Below are 13,541 nucleotides of genomic sequence, written 5' to 3'. Positions count from 1 at the left end.
ATGGAACTTGTTGCAGACAAACAGAAAACAGCACTTGAGATGCTCAGCAGCGCTCTGGTTTGTGGTGAGGTCGAAATTGTAGACCTCACACACACGCTGGACCCGGACTTTCCCGTGATTGTTCTTCCCCCTGAGTTTGGACAATGTGCCCGTTTCCGTATGGAGGAGATATCTGCCTACGATCATCGCGGACCGGCATGGAAGTGGAATACATTTACGTGCTCGGAACACACCGGTACGCATTTTGATGCACCTTCGCACTGGGTTTCCGGCAAGGATCTGCCCAACAACACCGTGGATTCTATCCCCTCTGAAAACTTCATTGGCCCGGTGGTTGTAATTGATTGCTCTGATGGTGCAGCAGCTGATGCTGATTTTGAACTGACACCTGCAATGATTGAGAACTGGGAAGCCGAACATGGGCGCATCCCAGAAGGTTGCTGGGTCTTTATGCGGACGGACTGGGGCAAGCGCAAAGGGGCTGCTTATCTTAACATGCAAGATGATGGCCCGCACTCACCGGGGCCAACGCCAGACGCCATTAAGCTCTTGATAGAGCATCGCAATATTCGTGGATTTGGAACTGAAACTGTTGGTACAGACGCAGGGCAAGGCATGCATTATACCCCACCTTATCCTGCGCATTATTACCTTCATGGAGCCGGTAAGTATGGGTTGCAGTGCATGGCAAATCTAGACCTGCTGCCAGCGACCGGTGCGATGATCCTGTGTGCTCCCCTCAAGATTAAAAATGGAACAGGAAGCCCGTTGCGGGTGTTGGCACTCGTCCCGAAAGGAGAACAGTGATGCCCCCCTCCTACACAGCAGTTATCACCGGTGGTAACAAGGGCATCGGTGCATCTCTCGCCAAGGAAATGCTGGATGCCGGATACAAGGTTCTCTGCATCTCTCGCCGTGAACCGGAGTTTAGCCACGAAAACCTTGAGTTTTACAAGACCGATTTATTCGACAAAGCACAAGTCAGTGACGTTGCAAAAACCATTGCGGCGCAACATGATGTAACCCATCTGGTTCACAACGCTGGTATGATTATCCCTAATCTGGTGGAAGAGGCTGAACCTGACGATATCAGTGACTTGGCTCAGCTTCATCTTGGGTCAGCGCTCACATTGCTCAAAGCGTTTTTGCCAAGCATGAAAGAGTGCAAGTTTGGGCGCGTCCTGTTCAATGGCTCACGGGCAGCCCTCGGTGCAAAAACCCGCACTGCCTACAGCGCGTCCAAAGCCGGTATGATTGGGATGGCTCGCACATGGGCATTGGAGTTGGCACAGCATCAAATCACCGTGAATGTTGTGGCGCCGGGTCCTGTTTTGACAGACAATTTTTGGGGAATAATTCCCAAGGGGAGTGAGCAAGAAGAAAAGCTAGCGGAGAACATTCCAGTTGGGCGGATTGGCACACCTGAGGACATCACCAATGCGTTCATGTTCTTTGCTGATCCCAAATCCAGCTTTATCACCGGGCAGACACTCTTTGTATGTGGTGGAATGAGCGTTGGCATAGCACTGCTTTAGCGAACCAATGGGCGCTTGCATCAGCGCCTGCTTATCCTCTTGGTTCAACAGAGATATTCAGTTTTGGAGTTCCCGTTTGGAGTCAAGACCTGCTCGCAAAAGGTTGGTTTCGCGGAGTCATTCATGATGACCACCTCCTTGACTGCGCCAGCCTAATAGGTGCGCTCCTGCCCCTTGTTTTGCGAGCTTATCCTCTGGATTTAGCAGGTGGCAATCGGTCAAAGACAGGCAACCACAGCCAATGCACTCATTCAGACCTTCTCTTAGATCTTGAAGCTCAGCAATGCGTTTATCAAGATCCTGCTGCCACCACGTAGAGAGCTTCGCCCAATCTGCAGCCGTAATCTTCTTCTCGTTTGGAAGCTGCTCCATTGCTGCTTTGATTTCTTTTAATGACACACCCAGTTTTTGTGCAGCCTTTATCACCGCTATTTTACGGAGAACCGCAGCAGAATAACGGCGGTGATTGGCGTTGTTGCGCCACGAGGAGACCAAGCCCTTTTCCTCATAGAAATGTATAGCTGATACAGCCAATCCACTCCTTTCAGCCACCTGCCCCACTGTCAAACCCATTGCGGATACCATTGGCTATCCTTTCATTATCTTCTTGACCTCAACATTACTTGAGGAATTAGAACAAAACACAACAAGATACAAATCACAATGCGGAGAGACAAATGAACCAGATCTATGACGACTTATGGCAGGTCCCATTGGAGAAGAGGTTTGGAACGTTATCCTCCCACGCCTACTTGCTCAAAACATCTGAGCGAAACATACTGATTTCGCACTTTGATGACTTGGAAAGTATCAGTAGTCTTCGAGAGTTGGGCGGTGTTGATGAACAGTATCTGACCCATAACCATGAGATTACCCAGAGCCTTGGAGATCTCCGGTTTGCACTCGGCTCCAAACTGATTGCTCATGAGAGGGCTGCTCGCCACTTTAGCAGTGACACCACTCCCGACAGGTATCTTCAAGGGAATGGACCTTTTACCGGTTCAGACGACTTTCAGGCACTTTATACGCCTGGGCATACCGACAATAATCTTTGCTTCTACTACCCCTCTCCAACCGGAAAGAATTATCTCTTTACTGGTGACACAATCTATTTAGATAACAACACGTTCCGTACACTGATCATGACCAATGATGGGGGAGATAAGGCGGATTTACTCATCACTTTGAAAAGGCTGCGGGAGTTGGCTGCTAATGTTGTGCTTTGCAGCGTGGCAGTTGGTCCCTACAGGATCGTAGAAGTTACTCAAGCAGAATGGCAAGCGCTTATGGACGACGAGATTGCGGAACTCGAGGCACACTAAGCAAGCAAAAAGCCGACTTGTTTTTCAAGCCGGCTTTTTGTGATTTGTAACTGTGTCGTGTTTATGCGATCCGCAACTCGGAGACTGGATCGAAAGGTAGAGCCTTATCCATATTGATCGCGAATGGCACGTCTTCACCAGCTTTCACCAATGCATCAGCACGCATACGCGCGTTGCAGTCTTTACCATTCAGAGACGACATCACGTAGGTATCGGAGCCTGCTGGCTCTGTCACGATCACGCGGTTCATGATCTGCTCCACATGGCCTGCTTTGCGGTCTGCACCATCTGGATCTGTGATTGCTTCTGGGCGGATACCCAGGATAATCTCTTTCTGATCAAAAGCTTTAAGAGCTTCGGTCGGCTGCGAGAACTTGAGATTCACCTGTTCTTGCAGACCTGTTGTCACTTGCGCAAAAATGCCATCCCCATTGGCGATTACTTTCGCTGGCAGCAAGTTCATGCTTGGGGAACCCATGAAGCTTGCAACAAACAAGTTTGTCGGCGTGTCATAGATTTCCTTGGGCGACCCAAGCTGCTGGACGTACCCGCCATTCATCACCGCGATGCGTGTTGAAAGCGTCATCGCTTCGATCTGGTCATGGGTAACGTAGACAATCGTTGTGCCCAGTTTCTGGTGTAACTTCTTGATTTCAGTCCGCATATCAACGCGAAGTTTTGCGTCAAGGTTGGAGAGCGGTTCATCAAACAGGAAGACATCCGGGTCACGAACCAATGCACGCCCCATAGCCACACGTTGGCGCTGACCGCCTGAAAGTTGGCCCGGTTTGCGATTCAGTAATGGTGTGATTTGCAGCATTTCTGCCACTGTGCCCATAGACTTCTCGCGTTCGGATTTGGCAACACCGTGCATTTCCAGACCAAAGGTGATGTTTTGCCCAACAGTCATGTTTGGGTACAGCGCGTATGACTGGAACACCATGGCAATGTTACGCTTGGACGGGTGGACCCCGTTCATGGTCTGCCCTTTGATGGAGATCTCACCGGAGGTGATATCCTCAAGGCCTGCGATCATGTTCAACAGAGTAGACTTACCGCACCCTGATGGACCAACGAGAACGAGGAATTCCCCTTCCTGCACGTCGATATCGATGTTGTGCAGCACTTTGGTTGAGCCGTAGGATTTGGTGGTGTTGTTTATTTTTAAAAAGCTCATAGTACTTATCCCTTCACCGATCCGGCCATCAGGCCTCTTACAAAGTAGCGGCCAGCCACGATGTACACCAACAGAGTTGGAAGTGCAGCGATGATCGCTCCGGCAAAATGAACGTTATATTCTTTGACGCCCGTTGAAGAGTTGACGAGGTTGTTGAGGGCAACCGTCATCGGTTGGCTATCCAGATCAGCAAATGATGCACCGAACAGGAAGTCATTCCAGATGTTTGTAAACTGCCAGATGACAGAGACCACAATGATTGGCCCCGAGCTTGGCAGCATGATGCGCCAGAAGATGCGGAAGAACCCTGCCCCATCAATCTGCGCGGCGCGAACCAACTCAGTGGGGAACACCTGATAGTAGTTTTTGAAATACAGCGTGGTGAAGCCGAGGCCATAGACCACATGGACCAGAACAAGACCCGGCGTGGTGCCGGCAATGTCCAGGAAACCGAGGACGCGTGCCATTGGGATCAGCACAATCTGGAACGGAATGAAGCAGGCAAATAGCATCAAGCCAAACAGGATTGTATCGCCCTTAAAGCGCCATTTGGTAAGCACATAGCCATTGAGTGCACCCAAAATGGTTGAGATGGTCACCGCTGGCAACACCATCTTGAGTGAGTTCACGAAGTATGGTTTCAAGCCAGTTGGCTCAATGCCGACTTGGGCACTGTTCCATGCTTTGAACCATGGCTCCAACGTGAAGGCTTGCGGCAATGACATCATATTGCCACCGGTAATCTCGGAGAGAGGTTTAACGGAGTTCAGCACCATGATTGCAAAAGGCAGCAGATAGAACAGCGCAAACAGGATCAACACCAAGTAGATGACCGCGCGCGTAATGCGGCCTGTGCTGATAGCTGTGTCTGACGAGGCTACGGACATTATTTCTTCTCCCGCAGTTCGGCATAAAGATAAGGTATCATGATTGCAGCAATGGTCATCAGCATGATCACCGCGGAGCTTGCGCCGATACCCATCTGGTTTCGCGTAAACGTATAAGAATACATGAAGGTTGCAGGCACTTCTGTTGCCCTGCCCGGACCACCACCTGTCAAGGCAACGACGAGATCGTATGACTTAATGGCAAGGTGAGACAAGATTACAAAGGCAGACAAAAACGCTGGACGCAGTTGCGGAATAATAATGCGGCGGTACATATTCCAATTAGACGCACCGTCGATCTGTGCTGCTTTCAGGATTTCGTTGTCGATGCCCCGCAAGCCAGCAAGGAACATGGCCATGACGAACCCGCTGGTTTGCCAGACAGCTGCAATAACCACCGTGTAGATGGCGAAATGGCGGTTTTTTATCCAGTCAAACTCAAAACTTGTCCAGCCCCAAAGTTGCATGGTGTGTTCAAGGCCGATACCCGGATCAAGGAACCATTTCCACGCTGTCCCTGTCACAATAAAGCTAAGCGCCATTGGATACAGGAAGATTGGGCGCAGGAACCCTTCGCCACGGATTTTCTGATCCAGAAAAATAGCGAGGCTCAAGCCGATGACTGTACAAATTCCGATGTACAGGCTGGCAAAAATTCCGAGGTTGGTGATTGCCACGGACCAGTGTCGCAACCGAAACAACTTTTCGTAGTTTTCCAGTCCAACCCAATCATAGGATGGCAGAAGACGACTGCCAGTGAATGATAAATAGACTGAGAAAATGATAAATCCGTAGACAAAGACCAGGATCAAAGCCAAGGACGGTGAGAGCACCAATTTGGGAATGAGATTCTGAAGTCTTGTCCGCAGGTCCGGTTTTACTGCCGTTGGCGATGCGATATTCGCAGCCATGGCAACGGATGAAGTGGTCTGATCGACCATGATCCCTGCCCCTAGATACTATTGTTATTGATCAAAAAAATGGGGCCGATGAAAACCGGCCCCATTTGGATTACTTCGCGATAGAGATAGCGTCTACCAACTCAACAACTGCAGTTGCGGAATCGAATTCGCCGTTAAAGTGTGCAGTTACAACGTCATAAACAGCGTTTTTGATGGAAGCTGGAGCACCATACCCATGTCCCATAGAACCGAACAGGTTACCGCTTGATGCTGCTGCTGCGAGATCTTTCATGCCCTGTTTTGCACATGAGTCAAAGGCTTCGTCTGAAATATCAGTACGAGCAGGAACAGACCCCTTCACAACGTTAAACGCAACCTGGAATTCAGGAGAAAGGATCGCTTTAGCAAGAGCTGCCTGTTCTTCAGACACCTGTCCACCCTGATCGAACATAGCAAACTGATCAGCGTTGAAAGTGACCTGATTCTGAGTACCCGGGAATCGGAAACAGAGGAAATCTTCGCCTGGTTTTTTGCCAGCACCGAGGAATTCACCCTTTGCCCAGTCACCCATCATCTGGAAACCAGCTTCACCGTTGATAACCATTGCAGTTGCAAGGTTCCAGTCACGACCGGAGAAGTTATCGTCAACATTGGCGCGCAAAACGGCCATGCGATCGAAGGCTTCTTTCATGGTGTCAGAACCAAGCGCATCCTCATCAAGGTCAATCAAAGCTGCTTGGTAAAAAGCTGGACCGCCCGTGCTCATAACAATAGCATCAAAAAGCGTTGCGTCCTGCCATGCCTGGCCACCATGAGCCAGTGGAGTTACGCCAGCAGCTTTCAACTTAGCAAGAGCTGCCGTGAAGTCTTCCCAAGTCTGCGGAACAGCAATACCGTTCGCATCAAGAATGGCTTTGTTTGCCCAAACCCAGTTAGTTGAGTGCACGTTAACAGGTGCAGCAATCCACTGGCCGTCGAATTTTGCAAATTTCTGGAGCGCTTCTGGAACAACTTCATCCCAGCCCTCAGCTTCAGCTACAGCATTCAAGTTTGCCAAAGCGCCCTGTTTTGCCCAATCCTGAATATCAAACCCAAGCATTTGAACTGCAGTAGGTGCGTTACCAGCGGTTACACGGGCGCGCAAAACAGTCATAGCTGCTTCACCGCTACCACCGGCAACAGGCATATCAGCCCAGCCGATGCCCTGTGATTCAAGATCGTCCTTGAGAACACTAAGAGCTGCGGCTTCCCCACCAGCAGTCCACCAGTGAAGAACTTCAACATCGCTTGCAACTGTAGCAGTTGCAGACGCGGCCAGAAGAGCCAGAACGGACGTCGTTTTTATTAAAAGCTTGTGCATGTGTCGCCTCCCAATCACAACATAGATATTACACAAAAATTAGACTAACATATCACTTATAACGTTATAACTATCTCACCTGTCAATGAGGAATTTGAAAGCATTGACATAAATGGTCTTTTTTTATCAGATGGGCTTCAGTATGATAATTATATCGTTATAACAGCTCTAATGTACAACTTACGGGAGGTAAACTGGTTCGTTATGAAATTAGAAAAACCACCAATTCCCTCTCTTCCTGCGGGTCAGAGACCAACTCAGAAAACCATTGCGGAAATTACCGGTCTTGCGGTAACAACCGTTTCACGAGCACTGAAGGGTGATGAAAAGATTGCCCTTTCCACGCGTAAACGCGTAGGCGACATTGCCAAAGAAATTGGGTATGTACCAGACCGTGCAGCACAACGTTTGCGGACTGGGAAGACCAAAGTTGTATCTCTGATTCTCGACCCGCATAATGAGATTCTCGGGTTTGGAACCTCTCTCATTACGGGCGTGGCGCATGCTCTTGCAGGCACCGATTTCCATCTCAACGTCACACCGCAGTTTCTCGGCGGGGATCCGATTGATCCAGTGAACTATATTGTGCGCAATAAATTGGCAGATGGCATTATCTTCTCTCGTACCCGCCCGTTCGATGAACGTGTGCGGATGCTTCGAGAACTCAGCTTTCCGTTTTCGACCCATGGGCGCACAGAGTTTGGCTACCAACATTCCTATGTTGACTACGATAACGAGAAATTTGCATTTGAATCCGTCTTGCGCTTGATGCAAAAAGGTCGCCGCCGGATTTGTATAATCCTGCCGCCCAATATCTTCAGCTTCCATCAGCATCTGAACTACGGATATATGCGAGCAATTCGTCAAGAAGGGCTGGAATGCTACATTCCTGAGGGTATAAACCTTGATTCTGACATGCACGAAATCAATGAGTGGGCCCGCAACATAGCAGCTTCTGACAACGCTCCTGATGGGTTTATCTGCCCAGGTGAAACCTCTTTCCTCGCGATTGCAAGTGGGTATCGGCAAGCAGGCAAAGAGCGCGGCATTGCGTTTGATGCTGTGGTGAAATCCAGTTCTCAAACGTTGCACCAGATTGACCCAAATATCGATAATATCGATGAGAACATTCAAGAAGCTGGAATGCTGCTGGGTATGAACCTTCTCAAAACCATGGAAAAACCGGATGGTCCATTTGAGCAGACTATTCAAGACCCTAATATTGCATTTTCAGAGCTGGCAGTGCTCTAATTTAATGACCTCTGCCAGTCGTTTTCTTTGGGAGTTTAAGACCAACGCTCGTTGCCGGCTGGGTAATCAAAGCCCGTCTCGGCAGCCAACTGCTTTAAAAATCCAATCATGTAATCAGTTCGTTCTTTGGCAACTTCGCGGCCCTCCTTCGTACACATGGTTTTGTGCAGTTGCAGGAGTTTGAGTGCGAAATGATCGACGGCGTATGTCTTATCATTAAGGTCGCGGTTTTCACCAAACAGATCACCGCCATCAAACAGGCCTGAATTCATTGAGCTTGCGATGTAGAATGTTCGTGCGATGCCAATGGCACCAACAGATTCCAATCGATCAGCATCCTGCAAGATCTGAGCTTCAATTGTTTTAGGTTCAATTCCGGCTGAAAAGCTATGTGCCTCAATTGCGTGCTGGATACTGGTAATTTGCTCGTCAGAAACCGTCAGATTCCTTAGTATTGGTTCAGCAGCTTGTGCAGACAACGTGGACGCTTTGGCTCTATCTGGTGAATTTTTTGGTACATTCACGAGGTCATGCAGGTAAGCTGCTGCAATAAGGACTTCATGATCCCCCTCATTACGCCGTTTGGATATTTCCAACGCTGCAAGTTTAACACGGCGGGCATGGAACAGATCATGGCTGGCGTCTTCGCTGTTGTCATGCTCCAAGAGAGCGGTTTCCAGTTTGCTTTCGAATTCCGTCATAAACACTCGCAGTAAAATATGATTAAGCTTCGAAACCTACGATACGTGACTCTGAATTTCGAGATGTAACTGGCCTCTAACCCCGGCAAAATTACGGTCAAAGAAAAAGACCCACCCATAGCGAGCCTTTAACCCATTCATTTATCGGGATTACTTCGCGTTTGCAGCGTAATTCATCACATTGAAGATGTAGCTTTGCTCGACGGTACCATTGAGAAGATGTGCCCAGGGACCACGGGCATAAACGGCAACGTCTTCGCCTGAATGAGTTTCTGAATCGCGCGGCAACAAGGCTTGCTGTATAAAATCTGGGTCCAAGGCTTGCGCCTGCGTCAAGTCAGGACGGAAACCTTCCCAGTTTTGGTCTTCTTTGAGGATAGATCCCGGGCCATTCATGTACCCGATCACGGAATAAGGCTTACCATCATTCATGGTCTGGATCTGATCAGTATGCTTCACGCCATCATTATCAACTCCCATACAGAGGCCATGGATTGGCGTTCCGCGGCCACAATACCCATTGAATGAAATTGTGTGTCCATGGTCAGCAGTGACGATGATCAAGGTATCCTGATCACTGGTCAATTTATCCGCCATCGCGATCGCCTCAGCAAATGCAACGCCATCAGTCAGGGCGCGATAGGCGTTACCATCGTGGTTGGCATGGTCAACACGGCCAGCTTCAACAGTCAGGAAATAACCACTTTCATTGTCTTGCAATGCTGTGATTGAAGCCTTTACCATTTCGGCAAGGGATGGTTCATCTGTGCGGTCATATTCGTATTGCATGTGAGAAGACCCAAACAAACCAAGGATCGGATTGTCCGATTTTAAATCCAGCTCACTAAACGCTGGACCGCTACCAACATAGGAAACGCCAGATTTTGTGGCCTCATCAATGAGATTGCGATCATCAGTACGCTTTCCGTTCTTACCTTCCTCATCCACGGCTGACTTGGGAAGAAATTGACTGCGCCCACCGCCCAGAGCCAGATCCACAACGCCGGATTTCATTTGGTCAATTAGCTGAACCGCAATATCCGGAGTCTCACAGCCTTCCGGAAGATCGGAATTATTTTCAAAATCTCGATCTGCGGAATGAGCGTAGGCGGATGCAGGTGTTGCATGGGTCAAACGCGCTGTTGAAATAATTCCGACCGATTTCCCTTGGTCAGAAAGAACTTCCGCGATCGTCGCAACCTTTGCAGCTTCAACTTGAGAGCAATCTCCACGGTTCAGAGTTTCATCAACGCCCAGAACACCCGCTTTGGTTTTTACGCCCGAATGGATAGCAGTACCAGTGCCAGCAGAGTCTGGGGTCTGTGCGTTCACATTGTAGGTTTTCACGAGACCAAGATTTGGAAATGCTTCTTGAGGGAGAACATTTTCATCCCCATACAACCCATTCTGCTGACCGGCGAAGATACGCGTGGCGTAATTGGTGCCAACACCGTTCCCGTCTGCAATGAGCAAGATTATGTTCTTTGCTGGCTTTGTAATGGGTTGTTGCGCAATTTTACTCTGAATCTCCGCTTCACCAGCTTTAAACCAGTCATTATTCTGCTGTGGAATGTTCCCTTCAGCTAATGCTGTCGTCACTGAAAATGCAAAGGCAATAGATGCTATATTCATAGTTTTCATAGGGCCACTCCTTGGGGAATAATTGGCTCGGGAGAAAATTGCCAACGCAAGAATCCGTTGGCTGTCTAGAGTACAGTTTCACAGCACTTACGTGACAAATTAAACCCATTGTTTTCGCGGGTGCATGCAACAATCATCCAATCTTGAGACAACACCGCATAAAAGGCAGATGCGACATTACACCGCAATAATGATTATTCTCTGGCCGCACTCCTGACTTTGCTCAACACTCTCCTTTCTGACTTAAAGAGGGGAAACGCTTTGAGCCAGATTGAGGACATGTTGGATGCACCTGCGCCAACACATAACTTTCGATGCCATCCCGAACGTGAAAAACTTCTCGACGAGAGACATGCACGGCCCTTTGTGCCTTTGGAAGGTGAATGGGATATTGCTCAGTATACTTTTATGCTGGAGGATGAGCAGAAACGTCATGAGCCTGCTCATTTGCTGGTATTGCTACAGGCATCTGGGCAATCAGTTGAAGCGGACATCTACTATGTGACCAGCTTGATTGGATACGCGCTCAAAGGTGCAAAAACGCTTGGCTCACCGGTAGAACCAACACTGCGGATGGCGCTTGCTGTTCCCTTTGTTGCTGGAGGGCTCTAGTCCCCCCTCAGGAAAGTCAAAAGAGCGCACGATGGCTCGTATTATGCACTGGAGGTCAAACGCCTCCAGTGCAATTTTTTTTACAAATACGCAGCTGAAACCAAGCGCTGGGTGTATTCAGTTTGCGGATTATGCAACACATCTATGGTTCTTCCGGTTTCAACCACATTGCCATTTTGCATGACCATCACATTATGACAAAGTGCTTTGATCACCTTCAAATCATGACTGATGAAAAGATAGCTCAAGCTCAACTTCTCACGCAGATCTTTGAGCAGCTCAATAATCTGCGCCTGAATCGACAGATCCAGTGCAGATGTGGGTTCGTCCAGCAACATAAACTTAGGTTTCAAAACGATGGAGCGAGCAATCGCTATACGCTGGCGTTGCCCACCAGAAAATTCATGAGGGAACCGGTCCATCGCACTGCGGGGCATTTGTACAGAATCCAGTGCCTCAACAACCATCTGCTGACGTTCTTTGCTCGATGCCCCGATATTGTTAACCTTCAATCCTTCGCCAACGATCTCCCCAACAACCATACGTGGGTTAAGCGAGGAAAATGGATCCTGAAACACAACCTGCATATCGGTTCGCAGCGGCTTCATCTCTTTCCTGGTCAGATTGTCGATGCGCTTATTATCGAAGGTAATTACCCCAGAATTTGTCTTCAACAATTGCATGATAGACATGCCGAGTGTCGATTTTCCTGAGCCAGACTCTCCAACGATACCAAGTGTTTCGCCGGTCTTGATCGACAAGGAGATGTCGTTGACTGCGACCAGATCTCTGGTTTTCCGCTTCAGGAAGCTACCATGTTTGGAGCTGAACACCACGCGCACTTTATCTGCACTCACGATTTCAGGTAGACCTGCTTTCAACGCATCAGGGAAGCCTGTTGGTTCACTATCGATTAAATGGCGCGTGTATGGGTGAGATGGAGTGCTGAAGACCTTTTCAGTTGATCCGGTTTCAACAATTTCCCCTGCCCGCATCACGCAAACGCGGTCACTGACCTGACGAACCACGTTTAAGTCATGGGTAATCAAAATGATCGCCATGTTGTGTCTGGTTTGCAAGTCTTGCATCAGGCTCAGGATTTCGGCCTGTACCGTTACATCCAGCGCTGTGGTTGGTTCATCCGCAATCAGAAGGTCCGGCTCATTTGCAAGGGCCATGGCAATCATAACACGCTGACGTTGTCCGCCAGAGAGTTGGTGTGGATACTGGCTGAAGCGGATTTCCGGGTCTGGCATTCTCACTTCTTCCAGCAGCCGGATCGCTTCAATCTTTGCTGCAGCCTTTGAAATCCGCTTGTGCGTACGGATCATCTCAACGATCTGCCCGCCAATGCGGTACACTGGATTGAGGCTGGTCAACGGCTCCTGAAAGATCATGGAAATGCGATTGCCGCGGATCTTTTGGAACTCCAATTCACTGAGAGCTGTAAGATCACGTCCATCAAAATGGATTTGCGCATTTTTATGCAGCGTAGCGTTTTCCGCCAGCATTCCCATAATCGCGCGGGCTGTTACAGATTTACCAGAGCCGGATTCCCCTACCACTGCAAGGGTTTCACCTTTGGCAACTGAGTAGCTGACACCCTTAACCGCATCCACTTTGCCAAGGACTGTTTTGAAGCTGACAGCCACATTTTGAATGCAGAGAAGGTCTTTGTGTTCAATTTGGTCAAGACTAGGCATTGCTATAGGGATCCATTGCATCACGAAGGCCATCGCCTGCTGCGTTAAAAGCGAGAACGGAAACGATAATCATTCCAACAGGAGCCATCATCCACGGAGCTGCGTATTCCGGAGCATCCGGCCACCGATTCCGGAACATCCGGCCACCCCTTGTTTGGCGGCTGCGAGGCCTGAGTTTTGATTATCAGTTTTGGGTGCTTTCGTCACCTGTTTTGAGTTTGTTTTTTCGCATGCTCTGTCCCTCGAGTTGGACGCGGTAAGCGTTGTGTATGAGGCGGTCGAGGATGGCATCAGCGAAGGTGGGTTCGCCGATCACATCATGCCATGCGTCGGTGGGCAATTGGCTTGTGATCAGAATTGATCCAGCGTCGTATCGATCTTCAACGATTTCCATCATGTCACGTCGTTGGCTGGCGTTGAGACGCTCCGGCCCCCCGGAACGTGTCAACG

The 13,541-nt window shown here is 49.2% G+C and carries 14 protein-coding genes and 1 pseudogene; 5 read left to right on the top strand and 10 right to left on the bottom strand.

Annotated elements, in window-relative coordinates; genetic code table 11:
• Together BLS62_RS10450 and BLS62_RS10445 are read left to right on the top strand one after the other, a co-directional pair.
• Complete coding sequence (locus BLS62_RS10450) at window positions 1-807, top strand: cyclase family protein (protein WP_093180269.1); 807 nt, start codon at window positions 1-3, stop codon at window positions 805-807.
• Window positions 807-1,535 (top strand): SDR family NAD(P)-dependent oxidoreductase, encoded by a 729-nt coding sequence (locus BLS62_RS10445; protein WP_093180267.1) that lies wholly within the window; start codon window positions 807-809, stop codon window positions 1,533-1,535. The genes BLS62_RS10450 and BLS62_RS10445 overlap by 1 nt, the downstream gene beginning before the upstream one ends.
• A gap of 117 nt (window positions 1,536-1,652) precedes the next feature.
• On the opposite strand, the gene soxR is transcribed toward BLS62_RS10445, so the two are convergent.
• Window positions 1,653-2,120: a redox-sensitive transcriptional activator SoxR gene (gene soxR, locus BLS62_RS10440; protein WP_093180266.1), complete on the bottom strand. Its 468-nt coding sequence runs from the start codon at window positions 2,118-2,120 to the stop codon at window positions 1,653-1,655.
• 92 nt (window positions 2,121-2,212) lie between these two features.
• On the opposite strand from soxR, the gene BLS62_RS10435 reads away from it, so the two are divergent.
• Window positions 2,213-2,857 carry an MBL fold metallo-hydrolase gene (locus BLS62_RS10435; RefSeq protein ID WP_093180265.1) on the top strand — a complete coding sequence of 215 codons (645 nt, stop codon included), beginning with the start codon at window positions 2,213-2,215 and terminating at the stop codon, window positions 2,855-2,857.
• Window positions 2,858-2,918: 61 nt separating this feature from the next.
• Here the strand turns inward: BLS62_RS10435 and ugpC are convergent, their stop codons facing one another.
• From ugpC to BLS62_RS10415, 4 genes are all read right to left on the bottom strand, one after another.
• Window positions 2,919-4,034: an ABC transporter ATP-binding protein gene (gene ugpC, locus BLS62_RS10430; protein WP_093180264.1), complete on the bottom strand. Its 1,116-nt coding sequence runs from the start codon at window positions 4,032-4,034 to the stop codon at window positions 2,919-2,921.
• Window positions 4,035-4,039: 5 nt separating this feature from the next.
• Entirely contained in the window at window positions 4,040-4,921 is an 882-nt protein-coding gene (locus BLS62_RS10425; protein ID WP_093180263.1) for a carbohydrate ABC transporter permease, read from the bottom strand.
• Window positions 4,921-5,832 carry a carbohydrate ABC transporter permease gene (locus BLS62_RS10420; RefSeq protein WP_093188755.1) on the bottom strand — a complete coding sequence of 304 codons (912 nt, stop codon included), beginning with the start codon at window positions 5,830-5,832 and terminating at the stop codon, window positions 4,921-4,923. Before BLS62_RS10420 ends, BLS62_RS10425 begins: the two co-directional genes overlap by 1 nt.
• A 100-nt stretch (window positions 5,833-5,932) precedes the next feature.
• Window positions 5,933-7,183, bottom strand: coding sequence for an ABC transporter substrate-binding protein (locus BLS62_RS10415; RefSeq protein WP_093180262.1), 1,251 nt, complete (start codon window positions 7,181-7,183; stop codon window positions 5,933-5,935).
• 204 nt (window positions 7,184-7,387) lie between these two features.
• Between BLS62_RS10415 and BLS62_RS10410 the strand changes: the two genes are divergently transcribed.
• Window positions 7,388-8,434, top strand: coding sequence for a LacI family transcriptional regulator (locus BLS62_RS10410; RefSeq protein WP_093180261.1), 1,047 nt, complete (start codon window positions 7,388-7,390; stop codon window positions 8,432-8,434).
• A gap of 35 nt (window positions 8,435-8,469) precedes the next feature.
• On the opposite strand, the gene BLS62_RS10405 is transcribed toward BLS62_RS10410, so the two are convergent.
• Both BLS62_RS10405 and BLS62_RS10400 read right to left on the bottom strand, forming a co-directional pair.
• The gene (locus BLS62_RS10405; RefSeq protein ID WP_093180260.1) at window positions 8,470-9,135 is read right to left on the bottom strand and encodes an HD domain-containing protein; all 666 of its coding nucleotides are present in this window, start codon (window positions 9,133-9,135) and stop codon (window positions 8,470-8,472) included.
• A 150-nt stretch (window positions 9,136-9,285) separates the two neighbouring features.
• Window positions 9,286-10,776 (bottom strand): alkaline phosphatase, encoded by a 1,491-nt coding sequence (locus BLS62_RS10400; protein ID WP_093180259.1) that lies wholly within the window; start codon window positions 10,774-10,776, stop codon window positions 9,286-9,288.
• Between the two features lie 261 nt (window positions 10,777-11,037).
• Here BLS62_RS10400 and BLS62_RS10395 point away from each other — a divergent pair, with 261 nt between their 5' ends.
• Window positions 11,038-11,388 (top strand): DUF3422 family protein, encoded by a 351-nt coding sequence (locus tag BLS62_RS10395; protein ID WP_143521536.1) that lies wholly within the window; start codon window positions 11,038-11,040, stop codon window positions 11,386-11,388.
• Window positions 11,389-11,468: 80 nt separating this feature from the next.
• Here the strand turns inward: BLS62_RS10395 and BLS62_RS10390 are convergent, their stop codons facing one another.
• The 3 genes and pseudogenes from BLS62_RS10390 to BLS62_RS10385 form a co-directional block, all read right to left on the bottom strand.
• On the bottom strand, window positions 11,469-13,091 hold the full coding sequence (locus BLS62_RS10390; protein ID WP_093180257.1) for an ABC transporter ATP-binding protein: 1,623 nt from the start codon (window positions 13,089-13,091) through the stop codon (window positions 11,469-11,471).
• Complete coding sequence (locus BLS62_RS31020) at window positions 13,084-13,230, bottom strand: hypothetical protein (RefSeq protein WP_159436517.1); 147 nt, start codon at window positions 13,228-13,230, stop codon at window positions 13,084-13,086. The genes BLS62_RS10390 and BLS62_RS31020 overlap by 8 nt, the downstream gene beginning before the upstream one ends.
• A gap of 45 nt (window positions 13,231-13,275) precedes the next feature.
• Window positions 13,276-13,506: pseudogene (locus tag BLS62_RS10385) on the bottom strand (ATP-binding protein); the annotation flags it as partial.
• Between the last annotated feature and the right edge of the window lie 35 nt (window positions 13,507-13,541).

The organism is Pseudovibrio sp. Tun.PSC04-5.I4 (genome assembly GCF_900104145.1).
In the GTDB taxonomy this organism is placed as follows: Bacteria; Pseudomonadota; Alphaproteobacteria; order Rhizobiales; family Stappiaceae; genus Pseudovibrio.
This window is presented reverse-complemented; position numbering and strand designations above follow the sequence as displayed.

What these genes read in the sequence shown, in the direction of transcription:
- BLS62_RS10450 (WP_093180269.1), top strand. Translation starts at nt 1, where the DNA reads ATGGAACTTGTTGCAGACAAACAGAAAACAGCACTTGAGATGCTCAGC.
- BLS62_RS10445 (WP_093180267.1), top strand. Translation starts at nt 807, where the DNA reads ATGCCCCCCTCCTACACAGCAGTTATCACCGGTGGTAACAAGGGCATC.
- soxR (WP_093180266.1), bottom strand. Translation starts at nt 2,120, where the DNA reads ATGGTATCCGCAATGGGTTTGACAGTGGGGCAGGTGGCTGAAAGGAGT.
- BLS62_RS10435 (WP_093180265.1), top strand. Translation starts at nt 2,213, where the DNA reads ATGAACCAGATCTATGACGACTTATGGCAGGTCCCATTGGAGAAGAGG.
- ugpC (WP_093180264.1), bottom strand. Translation starts at nt 4,034, where the DNA reads ATGAGCTTTTTAAAAATAAACAACACCACCAAATCCTACGGCTCAACC.
- BLS62_RS10425 (WP_093180263.1), bottom strand. Translation starts at nt 4,921, where the DNA reads ATGTCCGTAGCCTCGTCAGACACAGCTATCAGCACAGGCCGCATTACG.
- BLS62_RS10420 (WP_093188755.1), bottom strand. Translation starts at nt 5,832, where the DNA reads ATGGCTGCGAATATCGCATCGCCAACGGCAGTAAAACCGGACCTGCGG.
- BLS62_RS10415 (WP_093180262.1), bottom strand. Translation starts at nt 7,183, where the DNA reads ATGCACAAGCTTTTAATAAAAACGACGTCCGTTCTGGCTCTTCTGGCC.
- BLS62_RS10410 (WP_093180261.1), top strand. Translation starts at nt 7,388, where the DNA reads ATGAAATTAGAAAAACCACCAATTCCCTCTCTTCCTGCGGGTCAGAGA.
- BLS62_RS10405 (WP_093180260.1), bottom strand. Translation starts at nt 9,135, where the DNA reads ATGACGGAATTCGAAAGCAAACTGGAAACCGCTCTCTTGGAGCATGAC.
- BLS62_RS10400 (WP_093180259.1), bottom strand. Translation starts at nt 10,776, where the DNA reads ATGAAAACTATGAATATAGCATCTATTGCCTTTGCATTTTCAGTGACG.
- BLS62_RS10390 (WP_093180257.1), bottom strand. Translation starts at nt 13,091, where the DNA reads ATGCCTAGTCTTGACCAAATTGAACACAAAGACCTTCTCTGCATTCAA.
- BLS62_RS31020 (WP_159436517.1), bottom strand. Translation starts at nt 13,230, where the DNA reads ATGTTCCGGAATCGGTGGCCGGATGCTCCGGAATACGCAGCTCCGTGG.